Origin of the sequence: Chitinophaga silvisoli (assembly GCF_003412465.1) — a bacterium.
GTDB lineage: Bacteria > Bacteroidota > Bacteroidia > Chitinophagales > Chitinophagaceae > Chitinophaga > Chitinophaga silvisoli.
The window spans coordinates 80,091-98,589 of sequence record NZ_QTJV01000014.1 but is presented as its reverse complement, the minus strand read 5'-3'; the positions used below and the strand labels follow the sequence as shown (position 1 = coordinate 98,589).

General features: G+C 46.5%; 14 protein-coding genes. 6 read left to right on the top strand and 8 right to left on the bottom strand.

Annotation, left to right across the window (positions count from 1 at the left end; translation table 11 throughout):
• Positions 1 to 19 precede the first annotated feature (19 nt).
• On the top strand, positions 20 to 853 hold the full coding sequence (locus DXN04_RS28950) for a DJ-1/PfpI family protein (RefSeq protein ID WP_116856914.1): 834 nt from the start codon (positions 20 to 22) through the stop codon (positions 851 to 853).
• 16 nt (positions 854 to 869) lie between these two features.
• Here DXN04_RS28950 and DXN04_RS28945 read toward each other — a convergent pair whose 3' ends face one another.
• The gene (locus DXN04_RS28945; protein ID WP_116856913.1) at positions 870 to 1,703 is read right to left on the bottom strand and encodes an AraC family transcriptional regulator; all 834 of its coding nucleotides are present in this window, start codon (positions 1,701 to 1,703) and stop codon (positions 870 to 872) included.
• Positions 1,704 to 1,793: 90 nt separating this feature from the next.
• On the opposite strand from DXN04_RS28945, the gene DXN04_RS28940 reads away from it, so the two are divergent.
• The 3 genes from DXN04_RS28940 to DXN04_RS28930 all read left to right on the top strand — a co-directional run bounded on the left by DXN04_RS28940 (position 1,794) and on the right by DXN04_RS28930 (position 11,133).
• On the top strand, positions 1,794 to 2,708 hold the full coding sequence (locus DXN04_RS28940) for an AEC family transporter (RefSeq protein ID WP_116856912.1): 915 nt from the start codon (positions 1,794 to 1,796) through the stop codon (positions 2,706 to 2,708).
• Positions 2,709 to 3,200: 492 nt separating this feature from the next.
• A complete protein-coding gene (locus DXN04_RS28935; protein WP_116856911.1) occupies positions 3,201 to 10,352 on the top strand; it encodes a gliding motility-associated C-terminal domain-containing protein in 7,152 nt (2,383 codons plus the stop codon).
• 157 nt (positions 10,353 to 10,509) lie between these two features.
• Positions 10,510 to 11,133, top strand: coding sequence for a hypothetical protein (locus DXN04_RS28930; protein ID WP_116856910.1), 624 nt, complete (start codon positions 10,510 to 10,512; stop codon positions 11,131 to 11,133).
• Positions 11,134 to 11,277: 144 nt separating this feature from the next.
• Here the strand turns inward: DXN04_RS28930 and pdxR are convergent, their stop codons facing one another.
• The 7 genes from pdxR to DXN04_RS28900 form a co-directional block, all read right to left on the bottom strand.
• Complete coding sequence (gene pdxR / locus DXN04_RS28925; RefSeq protein WP_116856909.1) at positions 11,278 to 12,714, bottom strand: MocR-like pyridoxine biosynthesis transcription factor PdxR; 1,437 nt, start codon at positions 12,712 to 12,714, stop codon at positions 11,278 to 11,280.
• A gap of 104 nt (positions 12,715 to 12,818) precedes the next feature.
• Entirely contained in the window at positions 12,819 to 13,544 is a 726-nt protein-coding gene (locus DXN04_RS28920) for an AAA family ATPase (RefSeq protein ID WP_116856908.1), read from the bottom strand.
• Positions 13,541 to 14,257, bottom strand: coding sequence for a YggS family pyridoxal phosphate-dependent enzyme (locus DXN04_RS28915; protein WP_116856907.1), 717 nt, complete (start codon positions 14,255 to 14,257; stop codon positions 13,541 to 13,543). Before DXN04_RS28915 ends, DXN04_RS28920 begins: the two co-directional genes overlap by 4 nt.
• Positions 14,235 to 14,393 carry a hypothetical protein gene (locus tag DXN04_RS34955; RefSeq protein ID WP_158569219.1) on the bottom strand — a complete coding sequence of 53 codons (159 nt, stop codon included), beginning with the start codon at positions 14,391 to 14,393 and terminating at the stop codon, positions 14,235 to 14,237. The genes DXN04_RS28915 and DXN04_RS34955 overlap by 23 nt, the downstream gene beginning before the upstream one ends.
• Positions 14,394 to 14,487: 94 nt before the next feature.
• Positions 14,488 to 15,309, bottom strand: coding sequence for a PfkB family carbohydrate kinase (locus tag DXN04_RS28910; protein ID WP_116856906.1), 822 nt, complete (start codon positions 15,307 to 15,309; stop codon positions 14,488 to 14,490).
• A 155-nt stretch (positions 15,310 to 15,464) separates the two neighbouring features.
• Positions 15,465 to 16,034 (bottom strand): thioredoxin family protein, encoded by a 570-nt coding sequence (locus DXN04_RS28905; protein ID WP_116856905.1) that lies wholly within the window; start codon positions 16,032 to 16,034, stop codon positions 15,465 to 15,467.
• 191 nt (positions 16,035 to 16,225) lie between these two features.
• Positions 16,226 to 16,597 carry a DUF6515 family protein gene (locus DXN04_RS28900; RefSeq protein WP_147320093.1) on the bottom strand — a complete coding sequence of 124 codons (372 nt, stop codon included), beginning with the start codon at positions 16,595 to 16,597 and terminating at the stop codon, positions 16,226 to 16,228.
• 218 nt (positions 16,598 to 16,815) lie between these two features.
• Here DXN04_RS28900 and DXN04_RS28895 point away from each other — a divergent pair, with 218 nt between their 5' ends.
• Entirely contained in the window at positions 16,816 to 17,184 is a 369-nt protein-coding gene (locus DXN04_RS28895) for a DUF3592 domain-containing protein (RefSeq protein ID WP_158569217.1), read from the top strand.
• 87 nt (positions 17,185 to 17,271) lie between these two features.
• The gene (locus DXN04_RS28890) at positions 17,272 to 18,456 is read left to right on the top strand and encodes an MFS transporter (RefSeq protein WP_116856902.1); all 1,185 of its coding nucleotides are present in this window, start codon (positions 17,272 to 17,274) and stop codon (positions 18,454 to 18,456) included.
• Positions 18,457 to 18,499 lie beyond the last annotated feature (43 nt).

The window sequence follows — 18,499 nt, the reverse complement described above, 5'->3', positions numbered from 1 at the left end:
TTACGAATAAATCTATGTTATGCGGATCCTCATTTTTATATGCCTCCTTATTCCAGGGGCAGCTGCATTATACGCACAATCGCCTGTTGTAAAAGTCGCTGTTTTAGTCTACCAGGGTATGGAACTCCAGGATTTTGCAGGCCCGGCGGATGTATTTAACAAGGCCAACACTATTACAAGGGGAGCGTACCAGGTCTACACCGTGTCCTGCACAAAGGAAGTCGTGTATACAGATGGCCATATCGGCATACAGCCTGATTACAACATGCAGCAGCTGCCAAAACCGGATATTTTAGTGATTCCGGGTGCCGCGATCAGCATGCCGGACTCCCTCAGCAGGGATAGCACCCTGCTTTCATTGATCAGGCACTACCAGGATAGTGTTTCTGTGATCATGTCTGTATCCTCAGGCGCTTTTTTACTGGCATCGGCCGGTTTACTGGATCAGCAGGCGGCCACTACCCATTTCTTCCTGGCGGATGACTTTGTAACGGCATTTCCTGCTATTACCCTGGTAAAAGATGTACGCTATGTAGATATCGGCAATATCATAACCACCGCCGGGGCGACAGCAGGTATCGATGCTGCCCTGCACCTGGTGGAGCGCTATAGTGGGGAGCGGATTGCAGGTATGGTCGCACGGGCCATGCAGTATTCGCCAAGGCGGGAAGAAACCTGGCCCCAGGCCCCGACAGGTATGGATTATAAAAAGGATGCAGATGTAGTGTGCGGAATGATAGCGATTGATAAGAATACCTATGCATCATACCAGGGCAAACGCTATTATTTCTGCTCCGAAATCTGTAAAAAGACGTTTCTAAGAAATCCCGGTCAATATACAGTTAAACAATAGAGCTGCGAAGGGATGATTACTGATGCGCTTTCTTATAATTGCTGAAGGTGGTAGCAGTTCTTTTTTTGAAATAATTGGAGAGGTGACTCTCATCAGTAAACCCGAATTCGTCCGCAATTTGCCGTAGTGTCAGTCCGGCTGCAACTCTGCTTTCAATAAGCTTAATGCGGTAGTTGTCAATGTATTCCCTGAAGGTAATGCCATAGTTGGCTTTGAAGTATTTACCAAAGTAATTCGGGGAGATATTGAAAGTGTGGGAGAGCTGCCTGACCTGGATCTTTTCTGGTTCGTAGATGTGTTGGTGAATGAAGGAAATGAGTGCCTGCTTGTCGTTGTTCCAGTTGTAATGAGTGTTCATATCGCCCCATTGCTGCTGGAAGAGGGCGAAGAGGGAGAGCACCTGGTAAAAGATGAAGGGGGAGGAGAGGATGGTTTTGTGGTCTTTGGAATGAATAAGGGTTTTGATGGTACGTAAGAGGTTCTGTTGAGACAGTTCATCCATGGTGAGCCGCATCTCTTTGAATGCCTTGTTACGCATCATCATTTCCGGCTGGAATTTGAGCAGTGAATTGGGCATGAGGGGTTTGCGTTCGCTGAAGTAGCTATCGGTGAATTTTATGACTCCAAAATGGGTTTTTCGTTTGATTTCCAGGTAGTGTGTATCCTCGGGGGAGATGAGGAACCAGTCATTGGCCCGGTAATGCACAACGTTATTATTCAGGAAGTGCCTGCCGGTACCGGTGAAAATATAGACGATCTCGTAATAGGTCTGGGAATGAGAAGGTTGGTGGAATTGTTCTTTGACAAACTCCTCAATCACCAAAGCATCAAACTGCCGAAGTTTCTTCATGGCTTAAATTTACAAATTTATGGTGCTTTTTTACAAGTTAATCCAGCGCAGGGTTTTCCAATTTTGCATTACAACTTTTGTTAAAGTACAATGGACAATTTTATATTAATCGCTGTCTGCATCCTGGCAGGCATGCTGATGCAGCGGGCAAAGTTACTGCCTGCGGATGCGCATAAAGGCATCAATACCTGGTTACTGTACCTGGCACTTCCGGCTGTTTCACTGAAATATATACCAACGATAAACTGGTCGCTGACCATGCTGTTTCCATTGGCCTCGACGGTGATCGTGTGGGCGGGGAGTGCTTTGCTGACTGCATTGTATGTGAAAAAGAAGCGGTATGGACAGCGATCCAGGAGTACGCTGGAACTGGCGAGTGGGTATAGCAATACTTCGTTTATCGGCTTTCCTCTTATCATCGCATATTTTGGAGAAAAGTACCTGAGCATTGCGATCATTTGTGACCAGGTCTTATTTATTTTGTTGTCAACAGCCGGGATCATTACGGCGATAAAAGGAGATCGTAAGTCAGGTGCCGAGGTAGAGGTAAAGATGATCCTGAAGAAGTTATTTACGTTCCCGCCTTTTCTCGGTTGTATCACCGCCCTGACTTTGCCTCATTTTATCAACCTTTCTCCGATAGAGCCGCTTTTCGGAAAACTGGCAGCTACGGTAGCTCCCCTGGCATTGTTTTCAATTGGGATGCAGTTGAAGTTCAATGGATGGGAGAAACAACGGGGGCAGTTATCTATGGTGTTATTGTATAAGTTGATACTAGCCCCAATGCTGGTGTTAGGAGCCGCAATCATAACAGGGGTATGGGGTGATGTAGCGAAGATCAGCATCTTTGAGGCGGCGATGCCTACGTTTATTACGGCGAGTGTGGTGGCGGAACAGTTTAACCTGAATTTTCGTTTGGTCAACCTGATCATTGGAATCGGGATTATCTTGAGTTTGATGTCTACGTTTTTGTGGGCGAATATATTGCAGTATTTATATGGGTGATGGCGGCTTTGCCCCATCTTCTAACCTGGAGATGCCCAGGCATGGAATCAGGAGATTTTTTGAAATAGAATGGTCCCCTGATTCTCCCTGCATCATTATTCACTTGATAATGAACTGCTTTGCATAGATCCTACCTTACCATCCCCTCGAAATCCGCTGCTATCCATCAACTCCAAACAGCCAAATCCAAGCCCGGTACATTAAATCAGCATTAGAAAATTCCCGGATTCTAATTACGTATAGATGAATTAGTTATTAGCTTTTACCCTATGGATGGGTAAAATATAACATATAAAAATTATTAAATACAACCTTTTCCTGTTAAATTTGGACGGATTATCCAGCATTCCCTGCCTATGATTAAAAAATACACCATTCCTTTTTTAGGAAGGAACAAGGACATTTTCATCTTCCCGGACCATACTATCCAGGACCTATCCCAGAGTTAACTAATGCGGCTGGCATTGTTGTGTTTTACTTAATTAATTGAAGATGAAACGGTTTTTGTTTTTATTTGCTTGTCTGTGTGTGTTCTCTGAGATTGTCAGCGCACAAACTATTTACATGAACGTTCCTGATACTGTCTGCATGTCTACAAACAATGCTACATCCGATCAGGTTAAGTTCACGAGTATAAATGCTTATCTCGCTTCCGGACAAACCGGTGCTACTGTCTGGACCATTCAAACACCAGGGGGTACTGATGTGGATTATTCCATCCTGTATTCTGCCAGTGCTTCGACGGACAAAACAGCTAAGCTGACATCAAACGCGCTCACACTCCAGTTCCTCGCAGCAGGTACCTATACCTTAACGGCTGCCATGACGTACAGCAACGGCACTGTATACCGAAAAACGATGACCCTCGTGGCTATCGATTGTACCATGCCTACCTGTAATGGTGGTAATGCCGTAATGCCTGGCTTCTCTGAAGACTTTGGCACACTCGCCAGCAATGCCAGTAAAAAGGAGTATTCTCCCTCTTCTGCTGTTGCTTACAATTATGATGGTTCAGGCACCATTGGGATGGCGACGAACAACTATGCAATTTCTTACACCACGCATTGGGCCAATGACTGGATCACAGCATCAGATCATACAGGTAGTAACAGGGGAGGTATGCTGGTGGCAAATGCGGATGCTGATTCCCGGATCTTCTACGCTAAAACTATCAGTGGTCTTTGTAAAAATTCTGTATATAATTTCAGTGCATGGCTCCTCAACGTAGATAGTTCTCTCGCATTTACCCAAAACTGCCCTGATTACGAATATGCCGGTGTCACCTTCCAGATCCTGAATGCGGCAGATACCTCCCAGGTATTAGGTCAATATAAAACCTACGCCCTCTCTATGAACCTGGCTGGCAGACAATGGCAACGATATGGAGGTACCTTTACGGTGCCTTCTTCTGTTTCTGATGTGGTCGTGCGTATTAAAAATGATGGCAAAGGTGGTTGTGGCAATAACATCGCTATCGATGATATTGAATTTACCTATTGTAGCCCGGTCATTGCTACTACGATCGAAGGGAATTCTGAAAACCTGAGAGAAGTGTTGTGCCAGGGGGCCCCGACTATTCTCACTTCATCTTATTCCCCTGCATCTTATTATACAAATGCTGAGTACCAATGGGAAATGTCTGACGATGGTGGTGTCACCTGGTTCAATGTACCCTATGGTACCGCAAACGACGATACGCTTGTCATCACCGCAGGTGAACTGGTAGGTACCAGGAATGCGGCTGCTGATTACTACTTCCGTGTTCGCTTATTCGAAAGCGGCTCCTCTTCCGAGACCTGTGCCGCACCTTCTGCTTCCGTGAAACTTACCATTCTGCCTATGCCACAGCTGACGCTTACCAAGAGCCAGGTGTGTGCGGGTGCTGTAGTTGACCTGCAGGCATCAGGCGGCTTTGATGTATTTGAATGGAGTGATACGAGTTACCAGGGGCCGGACCGATCTATTAAACTGATCAGTGATACGACCGTCACCGTTTATGGCATTGTCAAATATGGCCAGGATGGTATCAAGGAATGTGTGGATTCCAACAGTGCGACCATCAAGGTAGACGACGAGCCGGTGGTGGAGGTGGGCGCTTCGCCTACTTCATTGTGTGTCGGCAACAGGGTCAACTTATTTGTAAATGATATCCTGGGTACTACAGCAGATTCTATCCTTTGGTATAGAGGTACCCCTGGCGCTGGTCAGTTACTCACCGATTTTACAGGCCAAACATCCATCACCTATAACCCGGAAAGTGCTACTGACAACCAGTTTTATGTAAGGGTGATCCAGAATAGTTGTGAGGTGACCTCGGCGGCGATTACGCTCACGCTCACGGATATACCTTTGCCTGATCCGGGCACCAATATGTTCTCATGTACGAGCGACAATCCGACGGGACGATTCGTGATGACCCGTTCTGTGGCTGCCGGCACTAAAGGTTCCTGGCAGACGATCGGTCTCGAAGGTCCGGGCATAGCAGGAGTGACAGGTGATATTAATTTTGATGACTATGTAGTTTATAATAAGAACAACCCGAAAGCTCCTCTTACCATGACCACAGCAGGTACTACAGCTTACCTGCAATGGAAAGTTCAGGGTACTACAAATTCATCCTGTGTGGCTTATGCATACGATACCATTACTTATATGGGAGAAGCTACCCGCGCTTATGTAGACAGTGCGATGACCCAGTGTGGTGCTTCCAATGTATTCACGATGGCAGCAAATGAGCCGAACATTGACCTGACAGGAGAATTCGTGGAGACGGGAAAATGGACTTTGATTTCAGGAACGGCCACGATTGCTGATTCAAGTGCTTACAATACCAAAGTGACAGTACCGCTGGGTAGTTACCAGGATGTGAAACTGCAATGGAGCATTTCCAACAAGGCAGCATGTGGTACTACTTACGATACCGTCACCTTACATTATAAAGATCTGCCATCGGCTACCATAACGCCGGTTACGGTATGTGCAGCTGCCGGAAGCTTTGATTTAAATCCAACAGCTATCACTGGTAGTCCTGTATATTATGCTATCACCGGTACCATGACCGGGTTTACGGCAGTACCAACCACACCTGTTACAACATGGCCGGTGGCTGTCAGTTTCCCGGCTACCACCGCTGCCGGTAGCTATACCTTCCAGCTCACAATCAGTAATGATAGCCTGGGTTGTACGAATACCATTCCATTCACCGTAAATGTGCAGTCAGGTTCCGTAGATCCTACAGGCGTAACCGTTGGTTCACCAGTCATTTGCCAGAGCGGTACCACTACCCTGACAGTAGAAGGTGGTAGTCTGGCAAAAAATGCAGACGGCACCGATGCGGCCAACTGGGTATGGTATGAAGGAGCCTGTGGTCCAGGTACTTCCATTGGCACAGGTGCAACCATCACTGTACCGGTTTCTGCTACTACCACTTACTATGTAAGGGCAGAAGGTGCAGCTGCCTGCGCAGGTTCCAATTGCGCCAGCAGTATTGTAACGGTTTATGATAAGCCGGCAGATGCTGCAGCAGGTGCTGATGCCAGCCATTGTAGCGATTCAGTGTTTGTAATGACTGCCAATGCGCCATCCATTGCTGCCGCAACCGGCGCATGGACGGTGAGCAGCGGTACGGCAAGAATTGCCGATACCACCAGCCCGACCACTACTGTATATATCAAACCAGGTAATACCGCTATCCTGACATGGACCATTACTAATGGTGCATGTATCACATCAGACAATGTAACGCTGGCCAACTACGCCCTTTCAGGAATCGCCGATGCAGGTGTAGATACAATAAGCCAGTGTAATAATAATACCTTCGTGATGTCAGCAACAGGCACCGGTACCTGGAGTTTCCTGCCTGGTACTGCGGCCACGATCGACAATCCAAACAGCGCCACCGCTACTATTACACTCCCTGCCGGTGATACTGCAACGGCGATCTGGAATGCGACGAATGGCTTGTGTACAAGTACTGACAGCATCTTCCTGCGTAACTATGCAATGCCTGAAGATGCCGATGCAGGTGCTGCCCAGACTCATTGTAACGATTCGCTCTTCCATATGGCTGCTGCGACTTCCGCTTACCAGGGTACCTGGACGGTGATCAGCGGAGCGGCTACCATTGCCGATGCTGATAAGCATAATCCAACTGCCGATGTTTTTGTTTTAGTCAATACAACCGCTACCTTACAATGGGTCCTGAACAATGGATCCTGTACAGGTAATCCTGCAACTGTTACCTTAAGCAATATCGGTGGAGTACTGGGTAACTCCATCTCCGCCGATCAGGTGCTGTGTGCTTCCGAAACACCAGCTACCCTGAATGGTACCGCTACCGTAAGCGGTGGCGATGGTACCTATGCTTACCAGTGGCAGATGAGTACAACCAATGCAATTACCGGTTTCTATAATGTAACTACCGGTACCGGTGGTACGACGGCTACCTACACGCCTGCTGCACTCACCGCTGATACTGTTTGGATCAGAAGGGTAGTGAGCTCCGGTTGTAGCGGCAGCTCCATCAGTAATGTTGTAAAACTGCAACGCATCAGTACACCCCCGGTAGTTGTATCAGTGCCTGCTTCTAAGAATGCAAGTTGTCAGCCAGGTGCCGACTTCACGACCCTCTTTGGTTCACCGGTGTTCAGTCATGCACCCTATAACAACGAGAGCCTGACAGTTACCTATGTTGACAATACGACGAATACAGATGCCTGTACGACCATCATCATGCGTACCTGGACAGCCAGAGACCGTTGTGGTCTTACGGCTACCGCACAGCAGACCATCACCGTCAAGGATACCACCGGGCCTGTGTTCACTACTGCTGCACCAGCGAACATTACAGTTGCCTGTGATAACATCCCGGCAGCTGTAAGTCTTACTGCCAATGACCTTTGCTCCGGTAGTGTCACCGTAGCGCCCACTGAAGAAAGAGTGGATATGGCGGGTGTATGTACCAATAATTATTACCTGGTCCGTAAATGGGTAGCAGTAGATAATTGTGGTAATGCCAGCGATACCCTGAAACAAATTATTACAGTAAAAGATACCACAGGACCTGTGTTCAATATGACCCAGCCTGCGAATATCACCGTGGATTGTGATAAGGTACCTGCTGCCGTCACCCTGACTGCTACAGACAATTGTACGGCGGGAACCATCACGGTGACACCTGTAGATACCAGGCAGAATGTGTCTGGCAGCTCATGTGTGAATACATACCAGATCACTCGTACCTGGACCGCGGCTGACAATTGTGGCAATGTCTCTGTACTGAAACAGATCATTACTGTAGTGGATACCACCAGACCAGTGTTCTCTGTGACGGTGAGAGATACCACTATCAACTGTGATCAGTTGATTTCATTAGACCAGGTGACTGCAACAGATAATTGTACTGCGAATGTGAAAGTGACATTAAACCAAACGAAAGTATTCCTGAGCACGACCTGCTCTAATAATTATAAACTGACACGTACCTGGACTGCTACAGATGCCTGTGGTAACACGGCTACCATGAAGCAGGTCATCACGGTACAGGATACCACCAAACCGGTGTTTACCGTATCCCCTCCAGGTGATACGACTGTAGACTGTAATGCGATACCAGCTACCCCATCCAACATCACTGCTACTGATAATTGCAGTACTGCGAAGATCAGTTACACCCAATCGCGACAGACGATCGCCGGTGCCTGCGCCAGCAATTACCAGCTGATCAGAACATGGGTGGCGAAAGATGAATGTGGCAATACTAATACATGGAAACAAACCATCACAGTACAGGATACGACCCGGCCGGTAATCGGAACGGCACCTGCAGATGCAACCGTGGCTTGTGGAGGTACGATACCTGCGGAAGCTACCCTGTATGCTACAGACAATTGTGATCCGAACTTCCCTAAACGGGCTGTTATGACCACAGATCCATATACTGTAGATATCTGTAACGGCTATACCATTACCAGGAGATGGAACGTAACGGATGCATGTGGTAATGCGGCTATTGAGAAGGTACAGGTGATCACCGTGACGGCTTGTCCGAAACCACAACTGGATACAGCATTGCCGGTAAATTGTTCTGATAATCCGAAGTTTGCATTGCGGTTGCTGAATAAAGTCAATAAACCTAAATTCACTTTACAAAGCGTATATCCGGCCAGTGCAGTCACTGCGCCACTTACACAAAGCAGCAATGTGTTCGACCTGAATGGGGCTATGCAGGCTACCTTTGTGGTAACGGATGGTGTGACGGGGTGTGTTTCCGATCCGGTGACTTACAACCTGCGTTATGTAGATAAGCCAGTACTGAACCTGGGTAATGATACGGCGATCTGTACCGGCAATTCACTGACACTGGATATTGGTGCGGACAATGCAGGTGCAGGTTATGGCATTAAATGGAGTACCGGTGCTACAACACAACAGATTACAGTCAATGCTGCCGGTACCTACGCAGCGACAGTGACCAATAACGGTTGTTCCGCTACAGATTCTATCAGGGTAACAGTGCATGAACCGCCTGCCATGCAGATCCGGGATACTACGATCTGTGAGGGCAGCACGGTAAAACTGAATGCTTACATCCAGGGTGCTACTTATGCATGGAGTACCGGTGATACCGGGCCTTCAATCATAGTAAGTACTACCGGTACTTATAATGTGGAGGTTTCCCTGAATGGTTGTACAGTAAGTGATGATGCTACCGTGAATGTAGCGACACCACCGGATGTAACGCTGACTCCTGACGTGGCGGTATGTCCTGATCAGGCGGTACAGCTGGAAGTAGAACCTGATGGCGGTACGGTGCTATGGTCTGATGGTTCAGTAGCCAAAACGATCAGCGTAAGCAAAGCCGGTGATTATTGGGTGACTGTAAACAAGAATGGTTGTGTGGTGACAGATACTGTGTCTGTAACTAACAAGGGAGATATCGGTCTTGACCTGGGTATAGATAAGGATATTTGTGCTGGAGGTTCAGTGATGCTGAATGCGACCAATGATGGTGCGATCTCTTACCTCTGGAATGACGGTACAACTGATCCGGTCAGGGAAGTAAACACTCCGGGTAAATATATTGTAACGGTACTTGACAAATATTGTAACCTGACGATTTCAGATAGTATCAATGTTACAGTGGCGGGTATCCAGGCATTCTCCCTTGGCAAGGATACGACGGTGTGTGAAGGGCAGGTACTGACGCTGAACGTAAGCGCGGGTACAGGTAATAGTGTGAAATGGCAGGATGGTGCGACAACTTCCTGGTATGTAGTGACGAAGGCGGGTTATTATACGGCGACTATCTATAATGATTGTGGTGCTATGACGAGTGGGATTACGGTTAATTACAAAACGTGTAATGAGAAGGCGGCGATGGTGAATGCGTTTACGCCGAATGGAGATGGTAATAATGATTACTTCAAACCAGGTGTGAATGGAACGATGATCGATTACGACCTGAGTATCTTTAATAGATGGGGTGTGCTTGTTTATAGTTCTAAAGATGTGAGCCTGGGATGGGATGGCCGGTATAAGGGGGTATTGGTGGAAGAAGGGACTTATTTGTGGATCGTGAATTATAGAAAGGCAAGGGGAGGAGAAAAATTGACGATGAAGGGTAGTGTGACAGTAATTAAGTAAACGGGAAATCTTTCTTAGGACATAAGGGGTTGTATCATTTATTTGATACGGCCCCTTTTAATTATATCGGAAAAAAACAAAAGAATTTGAATCAGGGTTTTGATTCAAAGAAGTATATAATTGGATGGTTCGGAATAATAATTGATATGAAAACAGTATGAAAACGAATATCATTTTAGCCATGTTTTTGCTGGCGGCATGCCAGTCTAATCAGAGGGGTACAGTTGCTGATAAGGACTCCTCTATTGCAGCCCCTGCTGTGCCTGCGCCGGTAGCGGTGCCATCGCCATCAACAGAACCGGTTGCAGAAAATGAAGCATACCTGGTGGTACCAGGCAAGGCAATCGGGAATACCCATATTGATGAAAATATGGATGATGTAATCAAATTGCTGGGTAAACCGGATGATGGGGATGCGGCGATGCAGAAGTCTGTAGCCATCTATTACAAGGGTGGGCATTCAACGTCTATATTATCTGCCCGTGATACGGAAGGGGAGCATCCGGCGGCGAAGGTAAAGCAGATCAGGGTGACATCCCCGGCATTTAAAACGAAAGATAGTCTGCATGTCGGGTCTGCGTTGGAGGAGCTGAATGCGAAATATGAGCTGAAGAAAGTAAGCACATATAAGGCGGATGGTGGGGAGTGTACGGTGTGGGATGCAGGGCATGGGATTGCATTTGAAACGAATGCTAAGAAAGAGGTGATAGCAGTAATTGTATATTCTCCCGGGGAGGATTATAAGGAGGCATACCTGAATATCAGGCCGGGTAAGAAATAGCGATGCCAGCCCGGTAAAAAGATACTGTCAGGAGTCATATCAGCCTTAAATGCTGATGTAGGTAGTAGTAAAGTAAACTACCTGCTAAGTAAGCGATGCCATCGAATGGGTCAGCGGTTGTTTTATGTGTTAAAAGCGTGGATACTATGTTTTATCCTTACCGGGCAGGTACGCTGCCAAAGCCCTGATCCCTTCTTCCAGCTGTGCTTCGGATAGTGCTCCGTACCCGAACCTAAACCCGTTCAGCCGGGGATCATCGCTATAATTATCCGGCGTATTTATTTTAATACCTTTCGCCAAAAGCTCATCTGCTACCCTGGGCCAGTTTATTTTAGCGACAGGTTCAATCCAGAATGCCAGTCCGCCTTCAGGTACTTCATAATCCGCTTTCCCTTTCAGGTATTTTTCCAGCAGTTGCAGGGTTTTATCCCGCTTGTTTTTATAAAAGAGTGTAGCCTTGCGAATATGTTTCTTGATAGTACCATCATTGATCAGTTCAAGTACAGCCTGTTCCATCATTGCATCTCCCTGCACATCAATAATCTTGCGCAGGCCTGCTACTTTTTGCATAAAAGCAGGGTCATTCGACACCAGGTAACCAATGCGCAATGCGGGCGCAACCACCTTGCTCATGGTACCGATGTACACATAGTTTCTTAACTCCGGAAAGCTGGCCAATGGGAGTACCGGCCGGTATCCAAAGTGAAATTCATTGTCATAATCATCTTCCACGATGGTAAACCCATATTCATTGGAGAGCCGGATGATTGCCTGTCTGCGTTGCAGACTCAAAGTTACGGTAGTCGGATATTGGTGATGTGGAGTGATAAACATGGCCTTTATTTGCCCCTGCGATTGCAGGCAGGCAATGACCTCTTCGATAACGATCCCTTCTTCATCAACAGCGATGGGAATCAGTTGTGCTCCTGCATTCTCAAGTGCTTTCCAGGCAGGTCGGTAGCCCGGACTTTCTACAATCACTTTATCTCCAGCTTCCAGTAAACAATGTGCAGCCAGGTAAGTGGCCATCTGGCTGCCTCTCGTGATGCAGATATCATTGGCAGTGACCTGCATCCCGCGTTGATGGTTCAGCATCTGGGCTACTACTTTCCTGAATGCTTCATCGCCCAGTTCACTGTTATAGCCCATTAGCTGCCAACGGGCTTTCTGATTAAAGATCTTTCTGTAGGCGCGGGCCAGTTCTGTCATGGGCGCTATCTTGCTATCAGGAAAACCATCGTCGAAATACAGGTGAATGTGATTTTTGAATGCTGGTTGGCTGATGGTTTGTTTGCCACCATGGGTATGCGCTTGTGTGGTGGGAAGTACGTCTGCCACAAAAGCGCCTTTGCGGGGCTTCGCTTCGATCCAGCCTTCATTGATCAGTACATTCAGGGCATCTACCACGGTGTTCCTGTTTACGCTGAGGTCCGCTGCCAGCTGACGGCTACCGGGCAGCGCATCGCCGGCTTTTAAGCGGCCGGTCTGAATATCCTGAATGATCACATCGGCGATTTGCAGGTAAATCGCTTTTTCCGATTGCGGATCCAGTTGTATTTCTATTCTCCAGGGACGTAGCATTGGGTGATGATAAATTTAAAGATGCCCTACATTACAGGAAGTAGTCTCAAGGTTGCGATGAGATGATAATAAATACCCAGGGCTTTGCTTTAAAGGCTACATATTTAATTACCGGCAACATAGCTCTTCGCCTCCAGTTCAGCAATAATCCGCTTCTTCATAGTCGTATGGATATAATCCTTTACCTCTGCATAAGAAATCCCATACTTTCTGTCCAGGTCCTGCAAATGCGCCGGAAACGGCGACAGCATCCTGTCATAATACCCGTCCAGGTCCGCCTCAGAAGGTAAATCATACTTAATCTTTAACTGGAATCGCCGCAAGATGGCCGGATCGATCATTTCATAATGATTGGTTGCACAGATCAGCAAGCACTCTCCCGGCAGATAGTCTATTTCCTGGATAAGAGAATTGACAAGCCTGCGCATTTCGCCCACATCATTGTCCTCATTATTATCCCTTGTCTTACCCATCAGGTCAAACTCATCGAGGAAGAGTACAGACTTTTGCCTGGCTGACAGATCAAATAGGGACTTCAGGTTCTTAGACGTTTCACCGATACGGGCAGATACGAGATTACTCAGGTTGACGATAGTAATCCTTTTATTCAGGGCAGTGGCAATTGCCTTGGCAGTAGTCGTTTTGCCACAGCCGGACTGCCCATGTAAAAGGATCTTGTTGTCGATCTGTAAGCCATATTTCTTTAGCTCATCGAGGTATTTGTACTCTTTGATCACCTGGCTGAGGGCAGCTTTGTTTTCAGGTGTAAAGAAGATTTCTTCAAAATCAACATTTACCGTTTCCTGTATGGTAAGGTCGTATACACTCATGATATATTTTCGTTTTCATTCCAGATTTCTTTGCCTAAGAAGCGATTGCCGAAGATGGAGGTACCTACACGTACAATGTTGGATCCTTCAGCAATGGCGGGTTCCAGGTCCTGTGACATGCCCATGGAAAGTTGTAGCTGCGGCATTCCCAAACGTTCTCTGATCTCTCTGAGTAACCTTAAAGAAGGTCGCATTTTCTCCACTTCTACATCCAGCAAGCCAATCGTCATTAAGCCTTTAATATGCATTGTGCCGTAAGACTGAACATTTTTGATCAGCGTTTCGACGGCTTCGGGTGCTACGCCGAATTTGCTTTCTTCATAAGAGGTATTGACCTGTATGAAGACATCGAGACTTCTGCCTTCGCTTTGCAGGCGCTTGTCCAGTTCCTGCGCAAGGACTATGCGGTCCAGCGATTGGATGCAACTTACATATTTTAGAACATCTTTGACCTTATTGGTTTGCAAATGTCCGATAAAATGACGTTCAATGTGCAGGTCCTGCAGGGCCTCCTGCTTGTCGCGGAACTCCTGGACTTTGTTTTCTCCGATCAGGGTTTCGCCGGCTTCGATGGCGATTCGTATTTTCTCAGGAGGCACTGTTTTAGTGGCCAGCAGGAGCTGTACGTCCTGTACGTCGCGGCCTGCAAGGTTGCAGGCGGCTTTGATCCGTTGGCGAACGGCTTGAATATTACTGATAATCGTTGCTTTCATAAGCGGCTATGAGTTTATCGCAAAAAGTAAAGAGCTTCACCTTCATCTCAGTAAAAGAAGCATCCGGGTTGCTGATCTCTTCTTCATGGCTGTTGGCAATGACCAAGGTCAGTACCACCGGTGTAAATCTATCCATCAAACTCACTTTGTAATTCCTGGCCCTGGCCAAAGAAGCTATGCACGAGGCGCTTCGTAGGCCTCATGAACAATAAAGTGTATGAGCATAGTATTTATCTTAAGAGGTGCAGGTGTTTCATGAGGGCGGCTGCGCTCAATTCTTTTTCATTGACAGACTGCACGTAAGAAAGTGTATGGTTAATGAAATCCATAGCTATCCGGATGGCGTCGTCGAGGCTTTTCTTCAGTGTGAGCTGAGATGTGATGATCGCCGTGAAGAGGTCGCCGGTGCCGGTGGTTTCCAAGGGGATTTTAGGCCCGTGGAAGCGCGCAATATGTTCGCCCTGGATCAATACTACTTCCATGACATCAGGTGGTGTATCGGCCAGATTTGCGCTGGTGAGAATGATTGTCTTGTCTTTCAGGAGGGCATGCCCCGCTAAAGCCGTTTTTAATTCATCCAGTGTTTTAAATTGCTTCTTCAGGATAAATTCAAGTTCCCAGTGATTGGGGGTAAGAATGTGAGCGTATGGTAAGAGTTTATTGACGGAATAATTGGCTATTTCTTCTTCGAAATAGAGACCACCGCAGTGAAAGTCGCCAAATACCGGATCGTATACGAATTTCAGGTGAGGGTACTGGATGACAGCATTAGCAATAATGTCTATATTTTCGGGCAGGTTGCAGAAACCGCTGATGAGGTAATCTGCATCTGCAGGGATATTGATAGCGCCGATACCCTTCACCAGGTCGGATAATAAAGAAGGGGAGGTGGCTTCTCCGAAGATAACCGGGTGCCCGGTATGGGCGGACAGGAAAACGGTAGGCAGTAAGGTAAGGTCGATGCCATGCAGCTGGATGGCAAACCCTGCAATGTTATTGCCTACGTAGCCACTGGCTACCTGGCTTTGGATACTGATAATGTTTTTTGGCATACGCAAATGTAAGGAGATGCTGGATTAGTATGGTAGGCCAAAAGTGATAAAATCAGGTAGTCCAGTGCTGCTCCAGGTCGCTAAGGGATTACAGGCTCAAAATGACAAGGTTAATAAGTGGTCGTATGTAGGCCTGTACTTCGATTGTAAGGCTTCTATCCCCGGATCCCCTGCAGCAATACGGTCATTTCTTCCTGCAGGTCTTTCCCTTTATTTGCGTTATACCATTTCTGAATCTCCGTCTTCACGAGATCAAAATCCGCCTTCTCAGCAGTCAGCCTGGTATAGAGGGCCTGGCAATCCTTTGGTCTGGGACCCCAGGTGGCCAGGTCGTAATTATCCGCATTCCGGATAATCAGTTTTGGAATAGACTTTCCTTTGTTTGTCAGATATTGTTCAATCCTGAATGGCTCGCTGTCCCGCAGTTCATAAGTCACTTTTATGAGGGGGTTCAGTCGACCCGCCATTTCCAGGAATGGAATGCTATGTGCTGCATCTCCACACCATGGTTCTGTAATAATGATCCAGTGTTGGAAAGTATCGATTTGCTGAATAGCAGCGGTAAATTCAGGCGTAAGATTACCGGTTTTGAACCAACGGTTCATCCTGGTCGAGTTCAGTTTAGTGTAGTCCAGGTAGTGAGGATTGTCGTATGGTGCTGGTTGCTCCTCATCTTTCCTGCTGAGAATAAGCTCAAAGTAATCACTATAATCCTTGAATGTCATATTGCAAAGGTAGCGATTAATTCATCGTCCTAAATGCATAGGTGCATTTTGGGAACTGCTGGAATAGAAAAAATAAAGAGGTTGTATCAAAGGTAAAATCCGGAATTTTATCCGGGTACCTGAGGGAGAGAATTTTTATTTATGAAATTCTCAATGCCTTCAAATTACTTTTGATACAACCTCTTTAAAAATTACCAGGGTCTTGTAGTCACAACATAAGCATGAGGTCTTACTTCCCTATAGCACACATCCCCTCTGTAATAATATCTAACGCCTTTGTGCATACGTATTTTATAACCATTTGGTACAAAATTTACAGTAATGCCTGCAGGTGGTGCAGATAATCTTTCATATCCGCCATTTACAGGGCGGTAATACCTGCCATCTGCATAATGATAAGTCACTCCCTGGTAAGCCACTACTCTATGATGTCCGGGAACTTCCTTAACTACCACAACCCTCTCTCTGTCTCTGCCCCTGTCCCTGTGTCCATATTGTGCAGATACCTGCATTGTAACACCAGTAAAAAGAACCATCACGATTAAAACTATTTTTGCTTTCATAACTTTAATTTTTATTGTTGAATAACGATAGCTATAAGGCCAGTATCGTGCCAATTGGCCAGGGTGGATAGTTAAATAATGTTAAGCTATCGGATAACACTAATAATGACACATAAGTAGTATGTAGGAATGAAGCGCTGATTCTACCTTTATTCTTATTAAAATCCGGTTAAGTAATGCTCTCATTAATAATGTTGCTATTAGCTGATTTCTGTTTTATGATGTTCCTGTTACAGGCATTAAACAGGGCCAGGTACCTTTATTCAATACATTCAAATGGAGAACGTTGCGAAGGAGTGATCATTGCTATGGTCGAATCAGAAAACCAGGATAATGATTTAATGTATGACCCGGTCATTGAATTCCAGGCACATAATGGGCGGCATATTTTTCCGGCTGACAGACCTGGAATAAGTAAACCTGAGATAGGGAAGATTGTGAATGTCCGCTACCTGAAAGATGATCCAACTACTGCAATGGTGGAACCAGGCGATAAATTAGCCAGGCTGATTATGTTGAGTGCAGTTTTTTGTGTGGTATTCTTAGTGATAAACTGGATGTGGATTACTTCTGTCTTGAATAATTAAGAATACCCTCATAAATAAAATTTATACCTCCCTCCCCAAAAATCTGCTAATTTTGCGCCCTCATCGTCGTACATCGTAGCCAACCATATGAAAAAGAGTTTAATGCCCCTGCTTTTGGGCGGATTAGGAATAGGAACAACTGAATTTGTAATGATGGGCCTTTTGCAGGATATTGCCGGTAACCTGCACATTACTATCCCTGAGGCTGGCCACCTTATTTCTGCCTATGCACTCGGCGTAGTAGTAGGTGCTCCCCTGCTCGTCATGATGAGTGTAAAGCATCCTCCTAAGAAGATCTTACTTTTTTTAATGCTGATTTTCACTGTGTTCAATGCCTTATCTGCATTTTCACCCGGGCCTGTCACCCTGCTCATGGCAAGGTTCTTCGCAGGTCTGCCGCACGGTGCATTTTTCGGCGTAGGTTCTGTTGTCGCCAGCAGACTGGCAGACAAAGGGAAACAAGCCCAGGCTATTGCCGTGATGTTTTCCGGACTTACTATTGCCAACCTTGTGATGGTACCCATCGGTACCTGGATAGGCCACCATTTGTTGTGGAGGTATACTTTTGGACTGGTGGCTGTAATCGGTTTAATCACCCTGCTCGCACTTGAATTATGGTTGCCTGCATTGCCTGCCAATGAAAATGCGGATGTGAAGAAAGAACTGGAAGTCTTAAAGAACCCACAGGCCTGGCTGGTGATCGCAATTACCGCCGTTGGTACGGGTGGTATGTTCGCCTGGATCAGTTACATCTCCCCATTGATGACAGATGTATCGCATTTCTCACAGGATAGCGTGTCCTGGATCATGGTCCTGGCCGGTTTGGGTATGATCGTAGGTAACCTGGTCGGCGGTAGGCTTGCTGATCGTTTTCAGCCTGTATATACCTGTGCCTGTCTCCTTCTTTGTATGGCGCTAACCCTGCTGTCAATTCATTATTTCTCCGGTATTCAATTTATTTCCTTATTCCTGACTTTCCTGACAGGCGCATTGTCTATGATGATTGCTGCACCTATACAGATCCTGATGATCAATACTTCCGGCGATTCAGAGATGCTGGGAGCAGCACTGATACAGGCTGCATTTAATATCGGGAACTCTCTCGGGGCTTTCCTGGGTGGTTTACCAATAGTAATGGGATATGGATTTACTTATCCCGTGGTAGTAGGAGCTTGCATGGCTGTGGTAGGCGTTGGTTTTGCGATCCGTTTGATCAGAATGCAAAATCCGCCGGTGAATATGAATGCCAGTGGGAGAGGATTGGCGGCGTAATTGCTTGCCTGTATCAATATTTACCCTCTCAATCAGAAAATAA